This is a genomic window from Thioclava sp. L04-15, assembly GCF_002020275.1.
GTDB classification, from domain to species: Bacteria; Pseudomonadota; Alphaproteobacteria; order Rhodobacterales; family Rhodobacteraceae; genus Thioclava; species Thioclava marina.
The window spans coordinates 113,120-132,821 of record NZ_MPZW01000003.1; the positions used below are offsets into that span (position 1 = coordinate 113,120).

Below are 19,702 nucleotides of genomic sequence, written 5' to 3' on the forward strand. Positions count from 1 at the left end.
ATGTTCCAACCCAGCGACTTCGACAGCGCCGCGATCCGCGCGCGCGCCGCCCAGTTCCGTTCTCAGGTCGCGCGCCGCCTCGACGGCAGCCTGACCGAGGACGAATTCAAACCGCTGCGCCTGATGAACGGGCTCTATCTGCAGCTGCATGCCTATATGCTGCGGGTGGCGATCCCCTACGGCACGATCTCGGCGCGCCAGATGCGCCAGCTCGCGAAGATCGCCGACGCCTGGGATCGCGGTTACGGCCATTTCACCACCCGTCAGAACATCCAGTTCAACTGGCCGAAACTGGTCGATGTGCCGGACATGATCGACGCGCTGGCCGATGTGGGCATGCACGCCATCCAGACCTCGGGCAATGCGATCCGCAACACGACGACGGATGCTTTCGCAGGCGCGGCCGCCGACGAGATCGCCGACCCGCGTCCCTATGCCGAACTGATCCGCCAATGGTCCACCGACCATCCCGAGTTCCAGTTCCTGCCGCGCAAGTTCAAGATCGCGATCAACGGCGCGCGTGCAGACCGCGCCGCGATCCGTGCGCATGACGTGGGGCTGCAACTGGTCGAGCGTGACGGCGAGATCGGGTTTCAGGTCTTCGTGGGCGGCGGTCTCGGCCGCACCCCGATGATCGGGAAAGAGCTACGCGACTTCCTGCCCGCCAGCGACCTGCTGCCCTATCTGGAATCGATCGTCGCTGCGTGGAACCTCGCCGGACGGCGCGACAACAAGTATAAGGCCCGCATCAAGATCACCGTGCATGAGCTTGGGATCGAGGCCTTTTCCGATCTGGTCGAGGCGGAATTCCCGGCCCGTCGCGCGGCCTTCAAGGGCGCCGATCAGGCGATCCTTGCCGATCTGAAAGCGCAATTCGCACCGCCTGCCTTGCCCTCGCGCGAAAGCGCCAGCTTCGAGACCGCGCTCAATGTCGACGCGCTTCTGCGCGACTGGGCCGCGCGCTCGGTCTCGCCGCATCACAACCCCGATTACGCGGTGGTCACGGTCAGCCTGAAGGATCACGGCGCCCCTCCCGGCGATGCCACCTCGGACCAGATGCGCCTCCTCGCGGATCTCGCCGAACGCTATGGTCAGTCCGAGCTGCGCATCAGCCATGAGCAGAACGTGATCCTGCCGCATGTCGCGAAGGCCGACCTGCCTGCGCTGTTCGAAGCGCTACGCAAGGGAGGGCTGGCGACGGCGAATATCGGGCTGACCTCGGATATCATCGCCTGCCCCGGCATGGATTACTGCGCGCTGGCCACGGCCCGCTCGATCCCGCTGGCGCAACAGATCGCGACCCATTTCCGCGATCTTGGGCTGGAGAGCGAAATCGGCACGCTCAAGATCAAGATCTCGGGCTGCATCAACGCCTGCGGCCATCACCATCTGGGCCATATCGGCATTCTCGGCCTCGACCGCGCGGGTGTGGAGAATTACCAGATCACGCTTGGCGGCGATGCGACCGAGACGATGGCGCTTGGCGAACGCGCAGGCCCGGGTTTCGCCTATACGGAGGTGATCCCGGCGCTCGAACGGCTGTTGCGCGCCTATCTCGACCTGCGCCAGTCGCAATCGGAAAGCTTTCTGGACGCGCTGCGCCGCCTCGGCCCCGAACCGTTCAAGGATGCGCTCTACCAAGAGGCCCAGCGTCATGCCGCTCAATGATCGACTTGGCATCGAGGACCGCGTCACCGCGCTCAACGGTCGTTACCGTCATCATGCGGCAACGGCGGTGATGGAGCGTGCGCTGCGCGACCCGGACGTGGGCGAGGTCGCGCTGGTCTCGTCTTTCGGGGCGGAATCGGTGGTGCTGTTGCACATGGTCTCGGTGATCGCGCCGGGGACACCGGTCCTGTTTATCGACACCCAGATGCTGTTTGCCGAAACCCTCGCCTATCAGGAGGAGGTCGCGAGCAAGCTTGGGCTGACCAATGTGCAGGTGATCCGCGCCGCCGAAACCGCGATTGCGCGCGACGATCCCGACGGCACCCTGCATCAGTTCAGCACCGATGCCTGCTGCAGCCTGCGCAAGACCGTGCCGCTGGAAACCGCGCTTTCGGGCTATGACGCCTGGATCACGGGGCGCAAACGGTTTCAGGGCGGCCAGCGCGCGGCACTCGATTTCTTCGAGGTCGAGACGGAGGCCCGGATGAAGATCAACCCGCTGGCCCATTGGGACAAGCAGGACGTGCAGGATTACATGATCGAGAACCGCCTGCCGCGGCATCCGCTGGTGGCGCGGGGCTACCCGTCGATCGGCTGCGCGCCCTGCACCTCGCCGGTCAAACCGGGCGAGGATGAGCGCGCGGGCCGCTGGCGCGGCGCTGCGAAAACCGAATGCGGCATCCACTTCATCGGCGGCAAGGCCGTTCGTGTGAGGAATGATGCTCAAGAGACGGATAACAAGGAGAAAGTGGCATGAGCGTGATCGTTCGCGACGACGGCTTCCACGAGGATGACTTCACCGGGCAAAGCCTCGATATCGCGCCCGAAACCGATGCAGGCCACCTGCCCGCGCTGATCGAGGGCGCGCAGATGATCCGAGTGCTCTTCCCTGCCTTCTCGGACGGGCGCGGCTTCACGCTCGCGCGCCGGATCCGGGCGCTCGGGTTTCAAGGGCGCCTGCGCGCGGCCGGCCCGCTGATCGCCGATCAATACCCGATGGCGCGGCGCGTGGGTTTCGACGAAGTCGAGATCCCGCCCGAGATGGCCGAACGCCAACCCAGCCCGCAATGGCTCTTTCGTGCCGACTGGGCCGCGCATGACTACCGCGCGCGGCTTGCGGGCTGAGCCTTCCCAATTCACCTGAATTTCACTAAAGACACGCGGCAAGACCGGCATTTGAGCCAGATCAAGGAGGGTTGCGCCCCGCAACCTGTATCCGATCTGCATATTTGCCAGCCGAGCCTGCGCGCCCGGCCAGAGAGATGTGACAATGAACGAGAGCGCCGTGACCGAGATCCCCAAGGTAAAGACCCTGCCCGACGCCCAGGAAGTGACCGAAGTAACGCATTGGACGGACCGGCTGTTTTCCTTCCGCGTGACGCGGCCGCAGAGCTTGCGTTTCCGCTCGGGCGAGTTCGTGATGATCGGCCTGATGGGCGACAATGGCAAACCGCTGCTGCGCGCCTATTCGATCGCCTCGCCCAATTGGGACGAGGAGCTGGAATTTTACTCGATCAAGGTGCCCGATGGCCCGCTGACCTCGAAGCTCCAGCACATCAATGTGGGCGATCAGATCATCCTGCGCCCCAAGCCCGTCGGCACGCTCGTCCATGACGCGCTTCTGCCCGGCAAGCGGGTGTGGTTCCTCGCCACCGGCACCGGCATCGCGCCCTTCGCCTCGCTGATGCGCGACCCCGAGACCTACGACAAGTTCGACGAGGTCATCATGATGCATACCTGCCGGACGATCGAGGAACTGGAATACGGTCGCCAGCTGGTCGAGAACCTGATCAACGACCCGCTGATCGGCGAGATGGTCGAGGGCAAGCTGAAATATTACCCGACCACGACCCGCGAGGAATTCCACCACATGGGCCGGATCACCGACAACCTCGAGAACGGGAAGGTCTTCAAGGATCTCGGCATCGCCCCGATGAACCCCGAAACCGACCGCGCGATGGTCTGCGGCTCGCTCGCCTTCAACAAGGACGTGATGGCGGTACTCGAAGGCTTTGGCCTGCGCGAGGGCGCCAATTCGGAGCCCCGTGAATACGTGGTCGAGAAAGCCTTCGTCGGCGACGGGATCTGAGGCATCCGGACTTGCAGAACAACCGGGCGGCCGCAGGGCCGCCCGTTTTCGTTTCGGCTCTCTGGCAAACATAATGCGGCCCTCTCCGCTGGGGACCGGAGAGGGCCAGTTTCGCCGATCAGGCTCATTCGTTGACCGCCCGAGCTTATCGTCGTTTTGCCTGGGCCTTCTCAGCGTCTGGGGCGAGCGCACCCGCCCCGGATCTCAATGCAGCGCCATTTCCCGCGCGGTCATCAGCGTGACGGTGGTCGAGCCGCCGCCCATGCGGATATCGGTCACGTCGAGCGCATGGTGGTCGAGATCGCCGCCCAGGCACTCGATCGAAGCGCCTGCAAAGGTCGCATCGAGCACCGAGGTCAGCCCCTCGCCCACGAGTTCGGCCTCCACCCCGCCGGGGATCCGGCGCAGCGCCTTGGGCATCACTCGTTTATTGCCGACGATCAGTTCCAATTTCCGCTCCTGTCCCGCGCCGCTGGCGCTTCTCTTCTGTCCCCCGGACCCTACGCCCGGTCAGTCGTCGGGGCCCCGGCCGGTGCCGGAGCCCCTGTCCCTCAGGAACAACCGCTGGTCGCCCCACAGGTATTGCACTTCATGCAGGTGCCGTTGCGCACGAGCGTGTAGTTGCCGCAATCGCCGCACGCCTCGCCCTCGTAGCCCTGCATCTTCGCCTTGGCGCGCGCATCCATCTGCACCGAGCCCGTGGCGACGGCGGTCGTGGTGGTCACGCTGGCCTGCACGCTGCGCGCGGTCAGGGTTTCGACCCCGCTGCCGCCTTGCAGCACCAGAAGCTCTTGCGGCAGGCGCTTGCGCAGGTAGCCGGTCGACGAGATCTGGCGCAGCACTTCGAGCGATTTCGAGGCCTTGTCCGAGACCGGCTCGACATTGCCGTCCACCAGCTTGCCCTCGTTTTCGCCGCCGCCCAGATCGTCGAAGGACGCGCCTTGCGGCTTCACATGGGCCAGATCGGTGCGGTCGAGATAGGACACGGCCAGTTCGCGGAACACGTAGTCGAGGATCGAGGTCGCGTTCTTGATCGAGTCGTTGCCCTGCACCATGCCCGCGGGTTCGAACTTGGTGAAGGTGAAGGCGTCCACGAACTCTTCCAGCGGCACGCCATATTGCAGGCCGACCGAGACGGCGATCGCGAAGTTGTTCATCATCGCGCGGAAGCCCGCGCCTTCCTTGTGCATGTCGATGAAGATCTCACCAAGCGAACCGTCGTCATATTCGCCGGTGCGCAGGTAGACCTTGTGGCCGCCCACGACCGCCTTCTGGGTATAGCCTTTGCGGCGCGTCGGGAGCTTTTCGCGGTGGCTGCGCTCGTATTCCTTGACGATCACCTTCTCGATGATCTTCTCGGCGAGCACGGCGGCCTTTTCCTGCGGCGTGCCGGTGGCCAGAACCTCTTCGGCTTCCTCGTCATCCTCGACCAGCGCGGCCGCCAGCGGCTGCGACAGTTTCGAGCCGTCGCGGTAAAGCGCGTTGGCCTTGATGCCGAGCGACCAGCTGAGCTCGTAAGCCGCCTTCACATCCTCGATCGAGGCGTGGTTGGCCATGTTGATCGTCTTCGAGATCGCGCCCGAGATGAAGGACTGTGCGGCCGCCATCATATAGATGTGGCTGTCGACCGACAGGTAGCGCTTGCCCTTTTTGCCGCAGGGATTGGCGCAGTCGAACACGCTCAGGTGCTCGTCCTTCAGGTGCGGCGCGCCTTCCAGCGTCATCGTCCCGCAGACATGGTCATTCGCGGCTTCGATCTGCTTCTTGGTGAAGCCGAGGTGACGCAGCATGTCGAAGGTCGGGTCGTTCAGCTTCTCGGCCGGGATGCCCAGCGTCTTGGTGCAGAACTCCTCGCCCAGCGTCCACTGGTTGAACACGAAGCGGATGTCGAAGGCGGTCGGCAGCGCGGCCTCGACCTTCTCGATCTCGCGCGGGCCGAAGCCGTGGCCGATCAGCGCCGTGGTGTTGATGTCGGGGCAGTTGCCAAGCGAGGCGTGACCCACGGCATAGGCGATGATCTCTTCGATCTGCGAGGAGCTGTAGCCCAGCGTTTCCAGCGCGCCCGGAACCGAGCGGTTGATGATCTTGAAGTAGCCACCGCCCGCGAGCTTCTTGAATTTCACCAGCGCGAAGTCGGGCTCGATGCCGGTGGTGTCGCAATCCATCACGAGGCCGATCGTACCGGTCGGCGCGATCACCGAGACCTGCGCGTTGCGGTAGCCGTGCTGCTCGCCGAGACTCAGTGCCTCGTCCCAGGCCTGGGTGGCGAGCGAGATCAACTCCTGATCGGGGCAGTTCTTGTGATCGAGCGCGACCGGCTTGATCTCCAGAGCCTCATAGCCCGCAGTCTTGCCGTAAGCCGCGTTGCGGTGGTTGCGGATGACGCGCAGCATATGCTTGGCGTTCTTCTCGTAACCCGGGAAGGTCCCCAGCTCACCCGCCATCTCGGCCGAGGTGGCGTAGGACACACCGGTCATCACCGCGGTCAGCGCACCGCAAAGCGCACGGCCTTCCTTGGAGTCGTAGCCCAGACCCATATTCATCAGCAGGCCGCCGATATTGGCGTAGCCAAGGCCCAGCGTGCGGAAGTCATAGGAACGCTGCGCGATTTCCTTCGACGGGAACTGCGCCATCAGCACCGAGATTTCCAGCGTCACGGTCCACAGGCGGGTCGCGTGGATATAGCTTTCGGCGTCGAACTTGCCGTTCTTGTAGAAGGTCAGCAGGTTCATCGAGGCGAGGTTACACGCCGTATCGTCGAGGAACATGTATTCCGAGCACGGGTTCGAGCCGCGGATCTGCCCGTCCTCGGGGCAGGTGTGCCATTCGTTGACGGTGTCGTGGAACTGGATGCCCGGATCGGCGCAAGCCCAGGCGGCGTGGCCGACCTGCTCCCACAGATCGCGCGCCTTCACCGTCTTGGCGACCTTGCCGTCGGTGCGGCGGATCAGCTCCCAATCGGCATCGTCCTTGACCGCCTTCAGGAAGGCGTTGGTGACGCGCACCGAGTTGTTCGAGTTCTGACCCGAAACCGAGACATAGGCTTCCGAGTCCCAATCGGTGTCATAGGTCGGGAACTCGATCGAGCTGTAGCCCTGACGGGCGTATTGCAGCACGCGATTGATATAGGTCTCGGGGATCATCACGCGCTTGGCGGATTTGATCGCCTCTTTCAGAGCGGGGTTCTTCACCGGATCGACCGAACCCTCGTCGGAGCCGTCAAAGGCGCGGATCGCCTCGAAGATCTTGTTGAGCTCGCGCTCATGCAGCTTCGAGCCCGCGACCAGCGAGGCCACTTTCTGCTCTTCGATCACCTTCCAGTTCACGAACTGCTCGATATCGGGGTGATCCATGTCGCAGATCACCATCTTCGCCGCGCGGCGCGTGGTGCCGCCCGACTTGATCGCGCCCGCCGCGCGGTCGCCGATCTTGAGGAAGCCCATCAGGCCCGAGGATTTGCCGCCACCCGAAAGCGCTTCTCCCTCGGCGCGCAGGCTCGAGAAGTTGGTGCCGGTGCCCGAGCCGTATTTGAACAGGCGCGCCTCGCGGACCCAGAGATCCATGATCCCGCCCTCCTGGACCAGATCGTCCGAAACCGACTGGATGAAGCAGGCATGGGGCTGCGGGTGCTCGTAGGCCGAGCTCGACCGGGTCAGCTTGCCGGTCTTGTAATCGACATAGAAGTGGCCCTGGCCGGGGCCGTCGATGCCGTAGGCCCAGTGCAGGCCGGTGTTGAACCATTGCGGCGAGTTCGGCGCGGCCATCTGTTCGGCCAGCATGAAGCGCATCTCGTCGTAATAAGCCTGCGCATCGGCCTCGGTGGAGAAATATCCCCCCTTCCAGCCCCAGTAGCACCAGGCGCCAGCGAGACGATCGAAGACCTGCTTGGCCGAGCTCTCACCGGTGAAACGCGCCTCTTCGGGGAGCTGGGCGAGCGCGTCCTCGTCGGGGACCGAGCGCCACAGGAATTCCGGTACGCCCTTTTCCTTCACCGTCTTCAGCGCGGCCGGAACGCCCGCCTTGCGGAAGTACTTCTGGGCGAGCACGTCGGAGGCAACCTGGCTCCAGCCTTCGGGCACTTCGACCGAGTCGTTGCGGAACACCACCTTGCCGTCGGGATTGCGAATCTCCGAGGTCGTCGTCGTGAAGGCGAGCGCGCCATAGGCGCCGGTCTCTTCGGTGGTGAACTTGCGTTCGATCTTCATGTGCCCTGTCCCCGTTCAAAATATAATCAATCACGGCTTGCGGACGGGCAAAGGCAGTTCGGCGTCTCGCGGTCTATACCACGAGGCGGGCGCGCCCTTCTTGCGGAGCGTGCATCATCGGAAACTGTCCCTTGGCCTGCCGTCACCACTACATCTGGTGGCTTTGCTGCCGACATCCCACAACCTGCCGTAGCTCACGCAGACCGTCAACGAAACTTTAATGACGGAAACCCGCATTTTTCAGTTGACCATCCCCTCTCGGGGCAGGCTGCTCGATTCATCCACATTTCGTTAACGGCCGGGCGCCGCGACGCAGCACGAAAAAACGCCAGATTTCATTAGGACTTACCGCAACCATAGCGCGTAATTGGAGAAAATGATCCACAAACCACAATATCTTGTGGATTCTTCCCGCGCTCTCTGCCGAAAATTTGGGCAAACCCCTCCGCAGTGGCCTTGGGGCCACAATTCAGCGCGCCTACAAGATGTAGTGGCACCTTCCGTCACGATTTCGTGGGGATGGTCGGGGCGGCGAGATTCGAACTCACGACCTTCTGTACCCAAAACAGACGCGCTACCAAGCTGCGCTACGCCCCGACGCCCCCTCCTTACAAAGAGGTCCGACGCAAGGAAAGGGTCATTTGCACGGGAAAGCCGCGAGACCGGGCTCGATCGCGGGATGTGCTAGCTCCGCTCCCGGGCCAAGACCGAGTCTCGCGGACAACCCTGCATTGATCTCGAGTACGAAGCGCACCGGACCACCGGAGGGAATCGGGGTGTCGTCATTGGGGCGCGCATTGGCTGCGACAGTGACCACCCGACCGGCCGCGTCGATGAAAAGCATGTCGAGCGGCAACGGCGTGTCATGCATCCAGAACGCGACCTCGCGCGGGGCCGGATAGATGAAGAGCATCCCCGCCCCGCTCGCCATCGAGGTCCGGCCCATCAGACCCTGCGCGCGCTCACCCGCATCATCCGCGATCTCGACCGTGAACTCGACCCGCGTGTTCCCCTGGCGCAGAATCGCGAGATCTTCGCGGCATTGTACCGCCTCACCGCCCTGCGCGAAGTCAGGGGCCGCCAGGAGCAGAGAGGCAAAGGCGATCAGCGCCCGGATTTCAGACCGGCGTCCCATGCAAGAACCTGTGCGGCCATACGGCCCCTCTTGCCCTCGATCACGCGCAGGCAAACCGCCTCGCCGGGGCTGAGATCGGCAAATCCCGACCGGCGCAGCACCTCCATGTGAATGAAGACATCCTCGTCGCGCTCGAAGACATTGGCGAAACCGAAGCCCTTGGTCTTCTCGAACCATTTCACCCGTGCCGGTTCCAGAGGCAGAGCGGCGATCTCGTCATGCGTGTTGTCGCCCAGATCCTCGATCGGGGCGAGAGCCTCACCTTCGGGGGGCGCGATCTCGAGCACCTCGACCGCCTGCGCGCCGCGCGGCGTCACCTGGACGCGCACCCGGATCTGGGCGTGATCCGCAATCGAGCCCTGGCCAAAGTTTCGAAGCACATTCGCATGGAGAAGAATGTCGGGGCCACCCCGATCATCCACGATGAATCCGAACCCTTTCACCGGGTCGAACCATTTCACGGTGCCTGTGATCTCTTCCGGATCGGTCACCGTCTCCCCCAGCATCTTCCATCCCGTTTGCATTTTCGGGCTTTCCTGTTCGCGTCCTGCCACATCCCCGGCGAGAATGCGGATCCGGGCGAACTGTTCAAGAGAAATCCTCGTAAATCAAGACCCTCTGCAATTCACGAAGCGTGAAATTCACGGGTTTAGACGCGAAATTTCCCATTCATCGGCAAGGGTTTGCCGCCGCCAGCGAAACCGATCGTGCAGCCGGAAAGCGCCATCGGCCCAAAATTCGATCTCCAAAGGCTTGATTCTGAACCCTCCCCAGAAGGGGGGGCGTTTGGGGTTCGGACCCTGGCTTGCGGTGACCTTTGCGACCTCCGCCATCAACGCCGTACGCGAGGAGAGAGGCTCACTTTGTCGCGAGGCCCAGGCCCCGAGCCGCGATTTGAGCGAGCGCGACGCGTAATAGTCGTCGGCCTGCGGCCCCTCCTCGCGCTCGACCAGCCCGCGCACACGAATCTGACGGCGCAGCGACTTCCAGTGCATTACGAAAGCCGCCTTGCCCGCCTGCTCGATCTCGCGCCCCTTGGCCGAACCGTAATTCGTATAGAAGACGAAAGCGCCGCCCGAAAGCATTTCGCGCCCTTCGATTTCCTTGAGCAGCACCATGCGCACATTGGGCAAACCATCGGCGTCGACCGTTGCGATGGCGATCGCGTTCGGATCGTTGATCTCGCTCGCCTCCGCCTCGTTCAGCCAGCGCTGCGCAATCGCATAAGGGTCATCGCCTGCAAAAATCCCGCCCCGGTCGCTCATCACTCACCTCCAGCTTCCTGCGCGCCCTGCCCTTCTCGTCGGTGCCACGATGCTTGACGAAGGGTCAGCGGCCTTGATGCGTCTTCACCTTTCGCCTAAAGCATTCGAACTTACCAGAGCGAAGCGGGGGAAAACCTGACATGTCGAACAACCTTATGGCGGGCAAGCGCGGGCTGATCATGGGCCTCGCCAATGACAAATCCATCGCCTGGGGCATCGCAAAAGCCCTCGCGGATGCGGGCGCCGAGCTGGCCTTCTCGTATCAAGGCGACGCACTCAAGAAGCGCGTGGCGCCACTGGCCGAGCAACTCGGCTCCGATATCCTGGTCGATTGCGACGTGGCCGACGAGGCCTCGGTCGATGCTCTGTTCGACACGCTGAAGGCGAAGTGGGGCAAGCTCGATTTCGTCGTTCATGCGATCGGCTTCTCGGACAAGAACGAGCTGCGCGGGCGTTATGTCGACACCTCGCGTAACAACTTCACCATGACGATGGACATCTCGGTCTATTCCTTCACGGCCGTCTGCGCGCGCGCCGCGGCAATGATGACCGAGGGCGGCTCGCTGCTGACGCTGACCTACTACGGCGCCGAGCAGGTAATGCCGCATTACAACGTGATGGGCGTGGCGAAAGCGGCGCTGGAAGCGTCGGTGAAATATATCGCCGAGGATCTGGGCAAGGACGGCATCCGCTGCAACGCGATCTCGGCAGGCCCGATCAAGACGCTGGCGGCGAGCGGAATCGGCGATTTCCGCTACATCATGAAATGGAACGAGCTGAACTCGCCGCTGCGGCGTAACGTGACCCAGGAAGAGGTCGGCAAGGCCGCGCTCTATCTGCTCTCGGATCTGGGTTCGGGCACCACGGGCGAGACGCTGCACGTCGATGCGGGCTACCATGTCGTCGGCATGAAGGCGGTGGACGCGCCCGATATCGACGTGGTCACCGGCCGCAAGGACTGAGGCGCGCAATGAGCCTCGCGGCCCTCACGGCAATCTATTTCGTGCACCTGGCGGCCGCGATGTCGCCGGGGCCGGCGGTGTTGCTGGCAGCACGCACCAGCCTGCGCGAGGGCTTCGGCCGCGGCGTCTGGCTGGCGGTGGGGATCGGTCTGGGCGCGGTGATCTGGGCGGCGGCGGCGCTGTTCGGGCTCGCGCTGGTCTTCAAGGTCGCCCCGGCATTGCTGACCGCCCTGAAGATCGCGGGCGCGGCCTATCTGCTGTGGCTGGCCTACAAGATGTGGCGCCATGCGGGCGATCCGATGGATCAGCATATGCCCGACCTGCCCCGGACCCGCTCGGCGCCGCGGCTGGTCTGGCTCGGTATCTCGACCCAGCTCGCCAATCCCAAACCGGCCGTGTTCTTCGGCACCATCTTCCTGACTTTCATCCCGCCCTCGGCGCCCGGCTGGGCCTATGCGGCGATCCTCGGGATCGTGATGTTCAACGATACCGGCTGGAACGTGCTGGTGGCGCGGATCTTCTCGCTCGAAAAGACGCGCGCGGCCTATCTCAACCTGAAATCCGTGATCGAGCGCGTCTTCGGCGGGTTGCTCGCCCTGCTCGGTCTCAAACTCGCCCTGACCTGAGGAAAATACCATGTCCGACCGTCTGCCCCACGAAAAAGGCTTCCATGTCAGCTGGGATCAGCTTCACCGCGATGCGCGCGCGCTCGCCTGGCGGCTCGACGGAAAAGGGCCCGACGAGGGCAACTGGCGCGCGGTGGTGGGCATCACCCGCGGCGGTCTCGTCCCGGCCGCGATCGTCGCGCGCGAGCTCGACATCCGCAAGGTCGACACGATCTCGGTGAAAAGCTACAGCCACCAGGAACAGCGCGAGGCGAAGGTCATCAAGCCGACCCAGCCCGACATCATGGAAAATGGCGGCGAGGGCGTGCTGATCGTCGACGATCTCGTCGATACCGGCAACACGCTGAAACTGGTGCGCGAGCTTTTCCCCAAGGCGCAATTCGCCACCGTCTACGCCAAGCCCAAAGGCGCGCCGCTGGTCGACACCTATATCACCGAGGTCAGCCAGGACACCTGGATCTTCTTCCCCTGGGACATGGCGCTGCAATATGTCCAGCCCTATCGGGGAACGGAATAAACCCGTGCGACTGGGAGCGCCCGGCACACGGCTCGGGCAATTCCTTCACTGGTTGTTCGAGGCGACCCTGATCCTGAAGGGCTTCTTCGAACTCGCCGAAACGCTTTCGGGTCTCGCGCTGCTGGGCCTGCCGAAAAACGCGGTGCTCGATGCGGCGGTCTGGTTCACGCGACACGAGCTGAGTGAAGACCCCAAGGACCAGATCGCCAATGCGCTGCTGAACGCGGCCCATCACTTCTCGATCGAGACCCAGAGTTTCTACGGCTTCTATTTCACCAGCCATGGCGCGCTCAAACTGATCGTGGTGATCTTGCTGATGCGCGGGCTGATCTGGGCCTATCCGATGGCGATCGTGCTGATGTCGGCCTTCGTGGCCTATCAGATGTATCTGTGGAGCCTGCATCATGCCCCTTCGATGCTGCTGCTCACGCTGCTCGATCTGGTCGTGATCGCGCTGACCTTGCGTGAATGGCATGTCCGGCACGGCTTGGCCTGGCGGTCCCCGCGCTAGGGGGCGCCGCCCCCTCGGGCTTGCGCCCTCACCCCCGAGATATTTTCATCAAGAAGAAGAACGAAGCTGCGCGCTTCTTCTTGATCCAAATATCTCCGCCGGAGGCTCCCGCCCCTTGCCAAGGACGCGGCGCTCTGGTGATCTCGCGCGGTCAGCCAAGAGGACGTCCATGCCCCATCCGCTCAATCCCGCACTCGCCGCCACCTTCCCGCCCCCGGTGATGGAGGCGCGGCGCTGGCTGGACGGCGTCACGTTCACGCCCGAGCGCCCGCTGATCAATGTCTCTCAGGCGGCTCCGGTCGATCCGCCGCCCGAGGCGCTGCGTCAGGCGATTGCGGAGGCTGCGCTGAGCGATCCACAGGCGCATCTTTACGGCCCCGTTCTGGGCATGCCAGCGCTGCGCGCCGAGCTCGCCGCGCAATGGTCGGCGGCCTATGGCGGCGAGATCGCAGCGTCCGAGGTCGCGATCACCCAGGGCTGCAACCAGGCGTTTTGTGCGGCGATGGCCACTCTGGCGGGCGCCGGCGACGAGGTGATCCTTCCGACACCATGGTATTTCAATCACAAGATGTGGCTCGACATGGCGGGGGTCAAAACGGTGCCGCTCGTCCCCGGCGCTGCGCTCCTGCCCGACCCCGACGAGGCGGCGGCCAAGATCACGCCGCGCACCCGCGCGATCGTTCTGGTCTCGCCCAACAACCCGGGCGGGGCGGAATACCCCGCCGAGCTGATCCGCGCCTTTGCCGAGCTGGCCCGAAGCCGTCGCATCGCGCTGATCGTGGACGAGACCTATCGCGATTTCGACAGCCGCTCCGGTGCGCCGCATGATCTCTTCGCCGATCCAGACTGGGCGGAGTATTTCATCCATCTCTATTCCTTCTCGAAGGCTTACCGGCTGACGGGGCACCGCGTGGGCGCGATCGTGGCGGGCACGGACCGGCTGGCGGAGATCGAGAAATTCCTCGACACGGTGGCGATCTGCCCCTCGCAGTTGGGCCAGATCGCGGCGCTCTGGGGGATGCGCAATCTCCGCCAGTGGGTCGCGGGCGAGCGCGCCGAGATCCTTGCGCGCCGCGCCGCGATGGAGGCTGCCTTCGCCGATCTCGAGGGTTGGGAGTTACTGGGCTGCGGCGCCTATTTCGCCTATGTCACCCATCCTGATCCGCGCCCGGCGCCCGAATTCGCGCAAGCCCTCGTGCGCGATGCGGGCGTGCTGATGCTACCCGGAACGATGTTCATGCCCAAAGGCGCCGAAGCAGCCGCGCGACAGATGCGGATCGCTTTTGCCAATGTCGATGCGGACGGGATCGCGGCGCTGCGCGCACGGCTTGCAGGGCTTGCGCGCACCTGACCTTGCAGGCCTTTGGTCAAAGCCCTAAACAGCCTCGAAAGAGAAACGCCCGAGGAGGACCCCCGATGAAGCTGCGTAGCCACGGCAAGAGTGTCGTCGTCTGGATCTTGCTGGCCATGCTGATCCTCGGTCTCGGAGGCTTCGGGTTGCAGAGCTTCTCCGGCTCGATCAAGTCGGTGGGCTCGGTGGGCGAGACGCAGATCTCGGTCAATGATTATGCCCGGGCGCTGCGTCAGGAGATGCAGAGCCGCAGCCAGCAGACCGGCCAGCCGGTGACGATGGCGCAGATGCGCGCGTCGGGTCTCGACCAGCAGGTGCTGGGCACGCTGATCGGTCAGGCCGCCTTGGGCGAGGCCGCGCGCCGGCTGGGGGTCTCGGTGGGCGATGCCGAACTGCAAAAGCAGATCTTCGACATTCAGGCCTTCCACAACGCTTCGGGCAATTTCGACCGCGAGACCTACAAGTTCGCGCTGCGTCAGCAGGGTTTCACGGAAAACGAGTTCGAAGCGCAGCTGCGTGACGACCTCGCGCGCTCGATCGTGCAGGGCGCGGTCGCGGGGGGTGTCGAGGCGCCGCAGGCCGTCACCGACGCCTATACGAAATTCGTCAGCGAGAAGCGCGGCTTCACCTGGGCCGAGATCACCGAGAGCGATCTGACCACGCCGGTGGCCCAGCCGACCGATGACGAGCTGCAAAGCTATTACGACGACCATATCGCGCAGTTCACCGCGCCCGAGACCCGCGAGATCACCTATGCCTGGCTGACCCCGGAGATGCTCCAGAGCAAGGTGGCGATCGACGATGCGACGCTGAAAGCCGAATACGAGCGCCGGATCGACGAGTTCAAGCAGCCCGAGAAACGCCTGGTCGAGCGACTGGTCTATCCGAGCATGGAAGAGGCGCAGGCCGCGAAGGAGAAATACGACGCGGGCACGAGCTTTGCCGATCTCGCCAAGGAGCGCGGCCTGACGCTGGAAGATGCGGATCTGGGCGATGTGACCAAGGCTGAGCTGGGCAAGGCCGGAGACGCGGTCTTCGCGCTGAACGAACCCGGGATTGCAGGCCCGATCGAGACCGATCTGGGACCGGCGCTTTACAAGATGAACGCGGTGATCGCGGCGCAGGAGACCTCTTTCGAGGATGCGCGCGAGGAGCTCGCCGGAGAGGCCGAGGCCGACAAGGCACGCCGCGAGATCGGCAAGATGAGCGAAGATCTTCAGGACCGTCTGGCCGGGGGCGCGACGCTCGAGGAGATGGGCAAGGAAACCGACATGGAGCTCGGCACCATTGCCTATACCGCCGGCGACACTGACGGGATCGCGGGTTACGAAGAGTTCCGCAAGGCTGCCGAGGCCGCTACGACCGAGGATTACCCCGATCTCCAGACGCTCCCGGATGGCGGCGTCTTCGCGATGCGTCTCGACAAGATCGTGCCGCCCACCCCCAAACCCTTCGACAGCGTGAAGGACGATGTGGCGAAGGCTTGGCATGCCGATCAGCTGGTCACCGCCGAGGAAACCCGCGCCAAGGAGATCGTCGCAGCGGTCGAGGGGGGCAAGTCGCTCGGCGCGACGGGGCTTCTGACCACCACGGTTGCAAGCATCGGTCGTGGCGGGTTCAGCAACAAGCTTCCGCCCGCGGTGATCTCGAAGGTCTTCGAGACCGATCCGGGCAAGCCCGCGCAGGTCACCGCCAATGGCAAGGTCTATGTGATCGTCACCGACAAGGTGATCCCCGCGGATATGACCGATGCCGATACCACGCTGATCTCCGGTCAGATCGGCAGCCAGCTCTCGCGCTCGCTCGCCAGTGACCTGCTCAATTTCTACGCGACCGCCGTGGAGGCCGAAGCGGGGCTCAGCCTCGACAGTCAGGCCGTGACCGCTGTGCAGTCGCAGATGCAGTAAGGAGGCCCAAGGTGGTCGCTCTCTCCCCCTCCTTCGAGGAGTTCGAGGCCCGCTGGGCCAAGGGTGAAAACCAGCTCGTCTATGCCCGGCTGGCGGCCGATCTCGACACGCCCGTCTCGCTGATGCTCAAGCTCGCCGAGGCACAGCCGAATTCCTTCATGCTGGAATCGGTCACCGGCGGCGAAGTGCGCGGGCGCTACTCGATCATCGGGATGAAGCCCGATGTGATCTGGGAATGCCGGGGCGAGTGCGCGCGGATCAACCGCTCTGCGCGGTTTGACGAGACCTGGGAAGATCTGCCCGGCCACCCGTTCGAAAGCCTCCGGGCGCTGATCGCGGAAAGCCGCATCGAGATGCCCGAAGGGCTGCCCGCTGCGGCGGCTGGCCTTTTCGGCTATCTCGGCTATGACACGATCCGGTTGGTCGAGAAGCTGCCGAACGTGAATCCCGACCCGATCGGCGTGCCGGATGCGGTTCTGCTGCGCCCTTCGGTGGTGGCGGTGCTCGACGGGGTGAAGGGCGACGTGATCCTCTGCGCGCCCGCCTTCCAGTCCTCGGGCCTGTCGGCACGCGCGGCCTATGCGCAGGCCGCCGAGCGGGTGTCCGACGCGCTGCGCGATCTCGACCGCACGCCGGTCGAAAGCCGCGATCTGGGTGAGAGCCTTCAGGTCGGCGAGATGCGTTCGAACTTCACCAAGGAGGGCTACAAGGCCGCCGTGGAGAAGGCCAAGGAATATATCCGCGCGGGCGACATCTTCCAGGTCGTCCCGGCGCAGCGCTGGTCGGCGGCATTCCCGCTGCCCCCCTTCGCACTTTACCGCAGCCTGCGCCGCACCAACCCCTCCCCCTTCATGTTCTTCCTGAACTTCGGGGGCTTCCAGATCGTCGGCGCGAGCCCCGAGATCCTCGTGCGCGTGCGCGAGGGCGAGGTGACGATCCGTCCGATCGCGGGCACCCGTCCGCGCGGGGCGACGCCCGCCGAGGACAAGGCGCTGGAAGAAGATCTCATGGCCGACAAGAAAGAGTTGGCCGAGCATCTGATGCTGCTCGATCTGGGCCGCAACGATGTCGGGCGCGTGTCCAAGATCGGTTCGGTCCACCCGACCGAGAAGTTCATCATCGAGCGCTACAGCCACGTCATGCATATCGTCTCGAACGTGGTGGGCCAGCTGTCCGACGATCAGGACGCGCTCTCGGCGCTGCTGGCGGGCCTGCCTGCGGGCACCGTGTCGGGCGCACCGAAGGTCCGCGCGATGGAGATCATCGACGAGCTGGAGCCGGAGAAACGCGGCATCTATGGCGGCGGCGTGGGCTATTTCGCGGCCAATGGCGAGATGGACATGTGCATCGCGCTGCGCACGGCGGTGGTGAAGGATCAGACGCTCTACATTCAGGCGGGGGGCGGCGTGGTCTATGACAGTGACCCCGAGGCCGAATGGATGGAGACGGTCAACAAGTCCAAGGCGCTGCGTAAGGCGGCCGAGGATGCTGGCCTCTTCGTGAAGTCGCGCGGCAACGGCTGAGGCCGACAGGGCAGGCCGGAACGAAAAATGGCCCGGAGCGCCGCGCTTCGGGCCGTTTTCTTGGGGTCATCGACCCTGCGAGGGCCTGTGCGTCTCGCTGCGACGCGCTCACTCGCCCGTGCTGGCCTGCCCCGCAACGCTTTTCAGCGCCACCGCCGAAACCGGGGCCAGCGCGAACTTGCCCTGTTCGCCCGCATACCAGTCGTCGATCCCTTGCAGCGATTCCGGCCAGGCCGAGAGCACCACTACGACCTGCCCGTCGCGATCCGCCTCGAACCCCGCGCGCGAGAGCATCCGCGCAATCACCGGCGCCTTCTCGCGACCGCCATCGACCACCCGCCACGCCTGTGCATTCGGCAGCCCCGCCGATTGGGCGATCTGGTTGGCACTGTCGAAACCGATTTTCAGCGTCACGAGCCCCAGCCCGTCACGATCAAGCGCGGAGACCATCTGACGCGCCAGCATCCGGTTGTTCTGAAACTCGGGTTGCGGGCGCTCGACCAGCGCGACGGCTTCGGGCAGCGCTTGTTTCCAGGCCTCGAGCGCGACCTCGAGATCCTCGGGGCCCGCGCCCTGCGGCAACGGGCCCGCAAGCATCGCCACCTCGTAGCCCGCCTTGCGGAAGATCTCGGCATCGCTGGCCGCGTTCTCACGGGTCGGGTCGATCGCGATGGTCATCGGAAGGCCGGTCGCAGCGATCGTCTGCGCATCGAGTCCCCCTGCCCCCACGCCCGGATCGATCAGCACGATCGAGTAGAGCGGCTTGCCGGGCTCTTCGGTGAAGGGCGCGGCGTAGCGCTCAAGCGGGGTGAGGCTCGCGGGATCGGGCTGATCCGTCTCGGCCTCGGAAATTTGCGTCCCGTCGGGCGCCGAACCGCCGACCTGCGGCAGCCGGTCAACCACGACGCCGGGCGCGCTCTTGAAGCCCGCGATCTGCTTGCCGGGAAGGCTGGGCGTGTCGTCGAGCGTCAGGATGCGCGGCTTGGTGCGCGGGGCGTCCGGTGCGGAAGGCGGTTCGCTCGCCATCTCCGGCGGTGCTTCGTCGGACGGTGCCATGTCGGGCATCAAAGCCGGCGCGTCGGGCAGCGCAGGCATCGGCGCGGGCGCCCCGGCCAGTTGCGTGCCATCACCCGCAGCGGAGGGCGGCATCTGGGGGACAGGCTGGGGCATCCGTCCGCGCCCGTTCTGGCCAGCCCCGCTGACAGTGGCCAGGGGCACGTCGCCATCCACCGCCCCGCTCGCGACCTCCGCGCCGATATCGGCATCGGCCAGAGGCTCGGGCGGGATTCCCTGCGCGCCGCTCGGCGCGGGGGAAGCCGCGACGATTTCCCCGGTGACGTCAGGTGCGGAAGCAGGTGCGAGCGCGGGGGCCTCGACCTCGCCGGGTGGCGGCACCGGGACGGGCTGTTCGGGGGCGACCGGCTCTGCCAGCGCCACTTTCGCGTCTTCCGGCGCGGGCGGGGCCTCGGGCATCTCGGGCGCGGCCTCGGGGCGCGCGGCAGGTTCGGTCCCGCCGATCTGCGGCGGAGGCGCAAGACTGGGTTGGCTGAGGGGCGCACGCGGCGAGGCGGTGGGCGCGGTCAGCGGCGCGCCAGCCGGGCTCGGCATCGCAGGTGTGCGGTCGCTCGGAGCAGGCGCCTGCTCATTTTCCTTGGGCGGAATCTCCGCGCCGGAGGTCTCAGGTGCAGAGGAAGCCGCGATCTTCACGTCCTGCCCGGGCTCTTGCGGCACGGGGAAGATCAGTGACAACAGGCCCAAACCGATCACCGCGACCAGCCCACCCGTCACGATCCCTTTGATCACAGAACGCATCATCTGCCTGTCTCCACACTGCGCACCGCTTTTGAATAGCGGCTTTTTACGGGGTGACTGCCCTTGACCCGGGCGCTTCGCTGATAGCATCTATAGCCCGACCCGATCCCCGGTTCACCCCCCTTGATACG

At 64.8% G+C, this 19,702-nt stretch carries 17 protein-coding genes and 1 tRNA gene; 11 read left to right on the forward strand and 7 right to left on the reverse strand.

Going from position 1 to position 19,702, the window contains the following annotated elements; all coding sequences use genetic code 11:
• The 4 genes from BMI90_RS08910 to BMI90_RS08925 all read left to right on the forward strand — a co-directional run bounded on the left by BMI90_RS08910 (position 1) and on the right by BMI90_RS08925 (position 3,757).
• Positions 1–1,668 (forward strand): nitrite/sulfite reductase, encoded by a 1,668-nt coding sequence (locus tag BMI90_RS08910; RefSeq protein WP_078528449.1) that lies wholly within the window; start codon positions 1–3, stop codon positions 1,666–1,668.
• On the forward strand, positions 1,655–2,425 hold the full coding sequence (locus tag BMI90_RS08915; RefSeq protein WP_078528452.1) for a phosphoadenylyl-sulfate reductase: 771 nt from the start codon (positions 1,655–1,657) through the stop codon (positions 2,423–2,425). The genes BMI90_RS08910 and BMI90_RS08915 overlap by 14 nt, the downstream gene beginning before the upstream one ends.
• Positions 2,422–2,793: a DUF934 domain-containing protein gene (locus BMI90_RS08920; protein WP_078528455.1), complete on the forward strand. Its 372-nt coding sequence runs from the start codon at positions 2,422–2,424 to the stop codon at positions 2,791–2,793. Before BMI90_RS08915 ends, BMI90_RS08920 begins: the two co-directional genes overlap by 4 nt.
• Positions 2,794–2,938: 145 nt before the next feature.
• Positions 2,939–3,757 carry a ferredoxin--NADP reductase gene (locus BMI90_RS08925; RefSeq protein WP_078528457.1) on the forward strand — a complete coding sequence of 273 codons (819 nt, stop codon included), beginning with the start codon at positions 2,939–2,941 and terminating at the stop codon, positions 3,755–3,757.
• 204 nt (positions 3,758–3,961) lie between these two features.
• Here BMI90_RS08925 and BMI90_RS08930 read toward each other — a convergent pair whose 3' ends face one another.
• From BMI90_RS08930 to pdxH, 6 genes are all read right to left on the reverse strand, one after another.
• Entirely contained in the window at positions 3,962–4,207 is a 246-nt protein-coding gene (locus BMI90_RS08930) for a hypothetical protein (protein WP_038072778.1), read from the reverse strand.
• A gap of 101 nt (positions 4,208–4,308) precedes the next feature.
• Positions 4,309–7,962 carry a vitamin B12-dependent ribonucleotide reductase gene (locus tag BMI90_RS08935; protein WP_078528459.1) on the reverse strand — a complete coding sequence of 1,218 codons (3,654 nt, stop codon included), beginning with the start codon at positions 7,960–7,962 and terminating at the stop codon, positions 4,309–4,311.
• A 520-nt stretch (positions 7,963–8,482) separates the two neighbouring features.
• A tRNA-Pro gene (locus tag BMI90_RS08940) sits at positions 8,483–8,559 on the reverse strand.
• A 40-nt stretch (positions 8,560–8,599) separates the two neighbouring features.
• The gene (locus BMI90_RS08945) at positions 8,600–9,097 is read right to left on the reverse strand and encodes a DUF192 domain-containing protein (RefSeq protein WP_078528462.1); all 498 of its coding nucleotides are present in this window, start codon (positions 9,095–9,097) and stop codon (positions 8,600–8,602) included.
• Positions 9,067–9,621 (reverse strand): cold shock domain-containing protein, encoded by a 555-nt coding sequence (locus BMI90_RS08950; RefSeq protein WP_246831525.1) that lies wholly within the window; start codon positions 9,619–9,621, stop codon positions 9,067–9,069. Before BMI90_RS08950 ends, BMI90_RS08945 begins: the two co-directional genes overlap by 31 nt.
• Positions 9,622–9,738: 117 nt before the next feature.
• Complete coding sequence (gene pdxH, locus BMI90_RS08955; RefSeq protein WP_078528465.1) at positions 9,739–10,362, reverse strand: pyridoxamine 5'-phosphate oxidase; 624 nt, start codon at positions 10,360–10,362, stop codon at positions 9,739–9,741.
• Positions 10,363–10,502: 140 nt separating this feature from the next.
• On the opposite strand from pdxH, the gene fabI reads away from it, so the two are divergent.
• From fabI to trpE, 7 genes are all read left to right on the forward strand, one after another.
• Positions 10,503–11,324 carry an enoyl-ACP reductase FabI gene (gene fabI, locus BMI90_RS08960; RefSeq protein WP_078528468.1) on the forward strand — a complete coding sequence of 274 codons (822 nt, stop codon included), beginning with the start codon at positions 10,503–10,505 and terminating at the stop codon, positions 11,322–11,324.
• Between the two features lie 8 nt (positions 11,325–11,332).
• A complete protein-coding gene (locus tag BMI90_RS08965; RefSeq protein WP_078528471.1) occupies positions 11,333–11,950 on the forward strand; it encodes a LysE family translocator in 618 nt (205 codons plus the stop codon).
• A gap of 10 nt (positions 11,951–11,960) precedes the next feature.
• Positions 11,961–12,467, forward strand: a complete 507-nt coding sequence (gpt, locus tag BMI90_RS08970) for a xanthine phosphoribosyltransferase (RefSeq protein ID WP_078528474.1) — start codon at positions 11,961–11,963, stop codon at positions 12,465–12,467.
• Positions 12,468–12,471: 4 nt separating this feature from the next.
• Positions 12,472–12,978 carry a DUF2127 domain-containing protein gene (locus BMI90_RS08975; protein ID WP_158521671.1) on the forward strand — a complete coding sequence of 169 codons (507 nt, stop codon included), beginning with the start codon at positions 12,472–12,474 and terminating at the stop codon, positions 12,976–12,978.
• A gap of 169 nt (positions 12,979–13,147) precedes the next feature.
• Positions 13,148–14,329, forward strand: coding sequence for an aminotransferase (locus tag BMI90_RS08980; protein WP_078528480.1), 1,182 nt, complete (start codon positions 13,148–13,150; stop codon positions 14,327–14,329).
• A 65-nt stretch (positions 14,330–14,394) separates the two neighbouring features.
• Positions 14,395–16,236 (forward strand): SurA N-terminal domain-containing protein, encoded by a 1,842-nt coding sequence (locus tag BMI90_RS08985; protein ID WP_078528483.1) that lies wholly within the window; start codon positions 14,395–14,397, stop codon positions 16,234–16,236.
• Positions 16,237–16,247: 11 nt separating this feature from the next.
• Complete coding sequence (trpE, locus tag BMI90_RS08990; protein WP_078528486.1) at positions 16,248–17,759, forward strand: anthranilate synthase component I; 1,512 nt, start codon at positions 16,248–16,250, stop codon at positions 17,757–17,759.
• Positions 17,760–17,867: 108 nt separating this feature from the next.
• On the opposite strand, the gene BMI90_RS08995 is transcribed toward trpE, so the two are convergent.
• Entirely contained in the window at positions 17,868–19,574 is a 1,707-nt protein-coding gene (locus tag BMI90_RS08995) for a divergent polysaccharide deacetylase family protein (protein WP_078528489.1), read from the reverse strand.
• Between the last annotated feature and the right edge of the window lie 128 nt (positions 19,575–19,702).

Coding starts and splice junctions, on each gene's coding strand:
- BMI90_RS08910 (WP_078528449.1), top strand. CDS start 1: ATGTTCCAACCCAGCGACTTCGACAGCGCCGCGATCCGCGCGCGCGCC.
- fabI (WP_078528468.1), top strand. CDS start 10,503: ATGTCGAACAACCTTATGGCGGGCAAGCGCGGGCTGATCATGGGCCTC.
- BMI90_RS08935 (WP_078528459.1), bottom strand. CDS start 7,962: ATGAAGATCGAACGCAAGTTCACCACCGAAGAGACCGGCGCCTATGGC.
- BMI90_RS08995 (WP_078528489.1), bottom strand. CDS start 19,574: ATGATGCGTTCTGTGATCAAAGGGATCGTGACGGGTGGGCTGGTCGCG.
- BMI90_RS08920 (WP_078528455.1), top strand. CDS start 2,422: ATGAGCGTGATCGTTCGCGACGACGGCTTCCACGAGGATGACTTCACC.
- pdxH (WP_078528465.1), bottom strand. CDS start 10,362: ATGAGCGACCGGGGCGGGATTTTTGCAGGCGATGACCCTTATGCGATT.
- BMI90_RS08985 (WP_078528483.1), top strand. CDS start 14,395: ATGAAGCTGCGTAGCCACGGCAAGAGTGTCGTCGTCTGGATCTTGCTG.
- BMI90_RS08925 (WP_078528457.1), top strand. CDS start 2,939: ATGAACGAGAGCGCCGTGACCGAGATCCCCAAGGTAAAGACCCTGCCC.
- BMI90_RS08980 (WP_078528480.1), top strand. CDS start 13,148: ATGCCCCATCCGCTCAATCCCGCACTCGCCGCCACCTTCCCGCCCCCG.
- BMI90_RS08950 (WP_246831525.1), bottom strand. CDS start 9,621: ATGCAAACGGGATGGAAGATGCTGGGGGAGACGGTGACCGATCCGGAA.
- BMI90_RS08915 (WP_078528452.1), top strand. CDS start 1,655: ATGCCGCTCAATGATCGACTTGGCATCGAGGACCGCGTCACCGCGCTC.
- gpt (WP_078528474.1), top strand. CDS start 11,961: ATGTCCGACCGTCTGCCCCACGAAAAAGGCTTCCATGTCAGCTGGGAT.
- BMI90_RS08965 (WP_078528471.1), top strand. CDS start 11,333: ATGAGCCTCGCGGCCCTCACGGCAATCTATTTCGTGCACCTGGCGGCC.
- BMI90_RS08945 (WP_078528462.1), bottom strand. CDS start 9,097: ATGGGACGCCGGTCTGAAATCCGGGCGCTGATCGCCTTTGCCTCTCTG.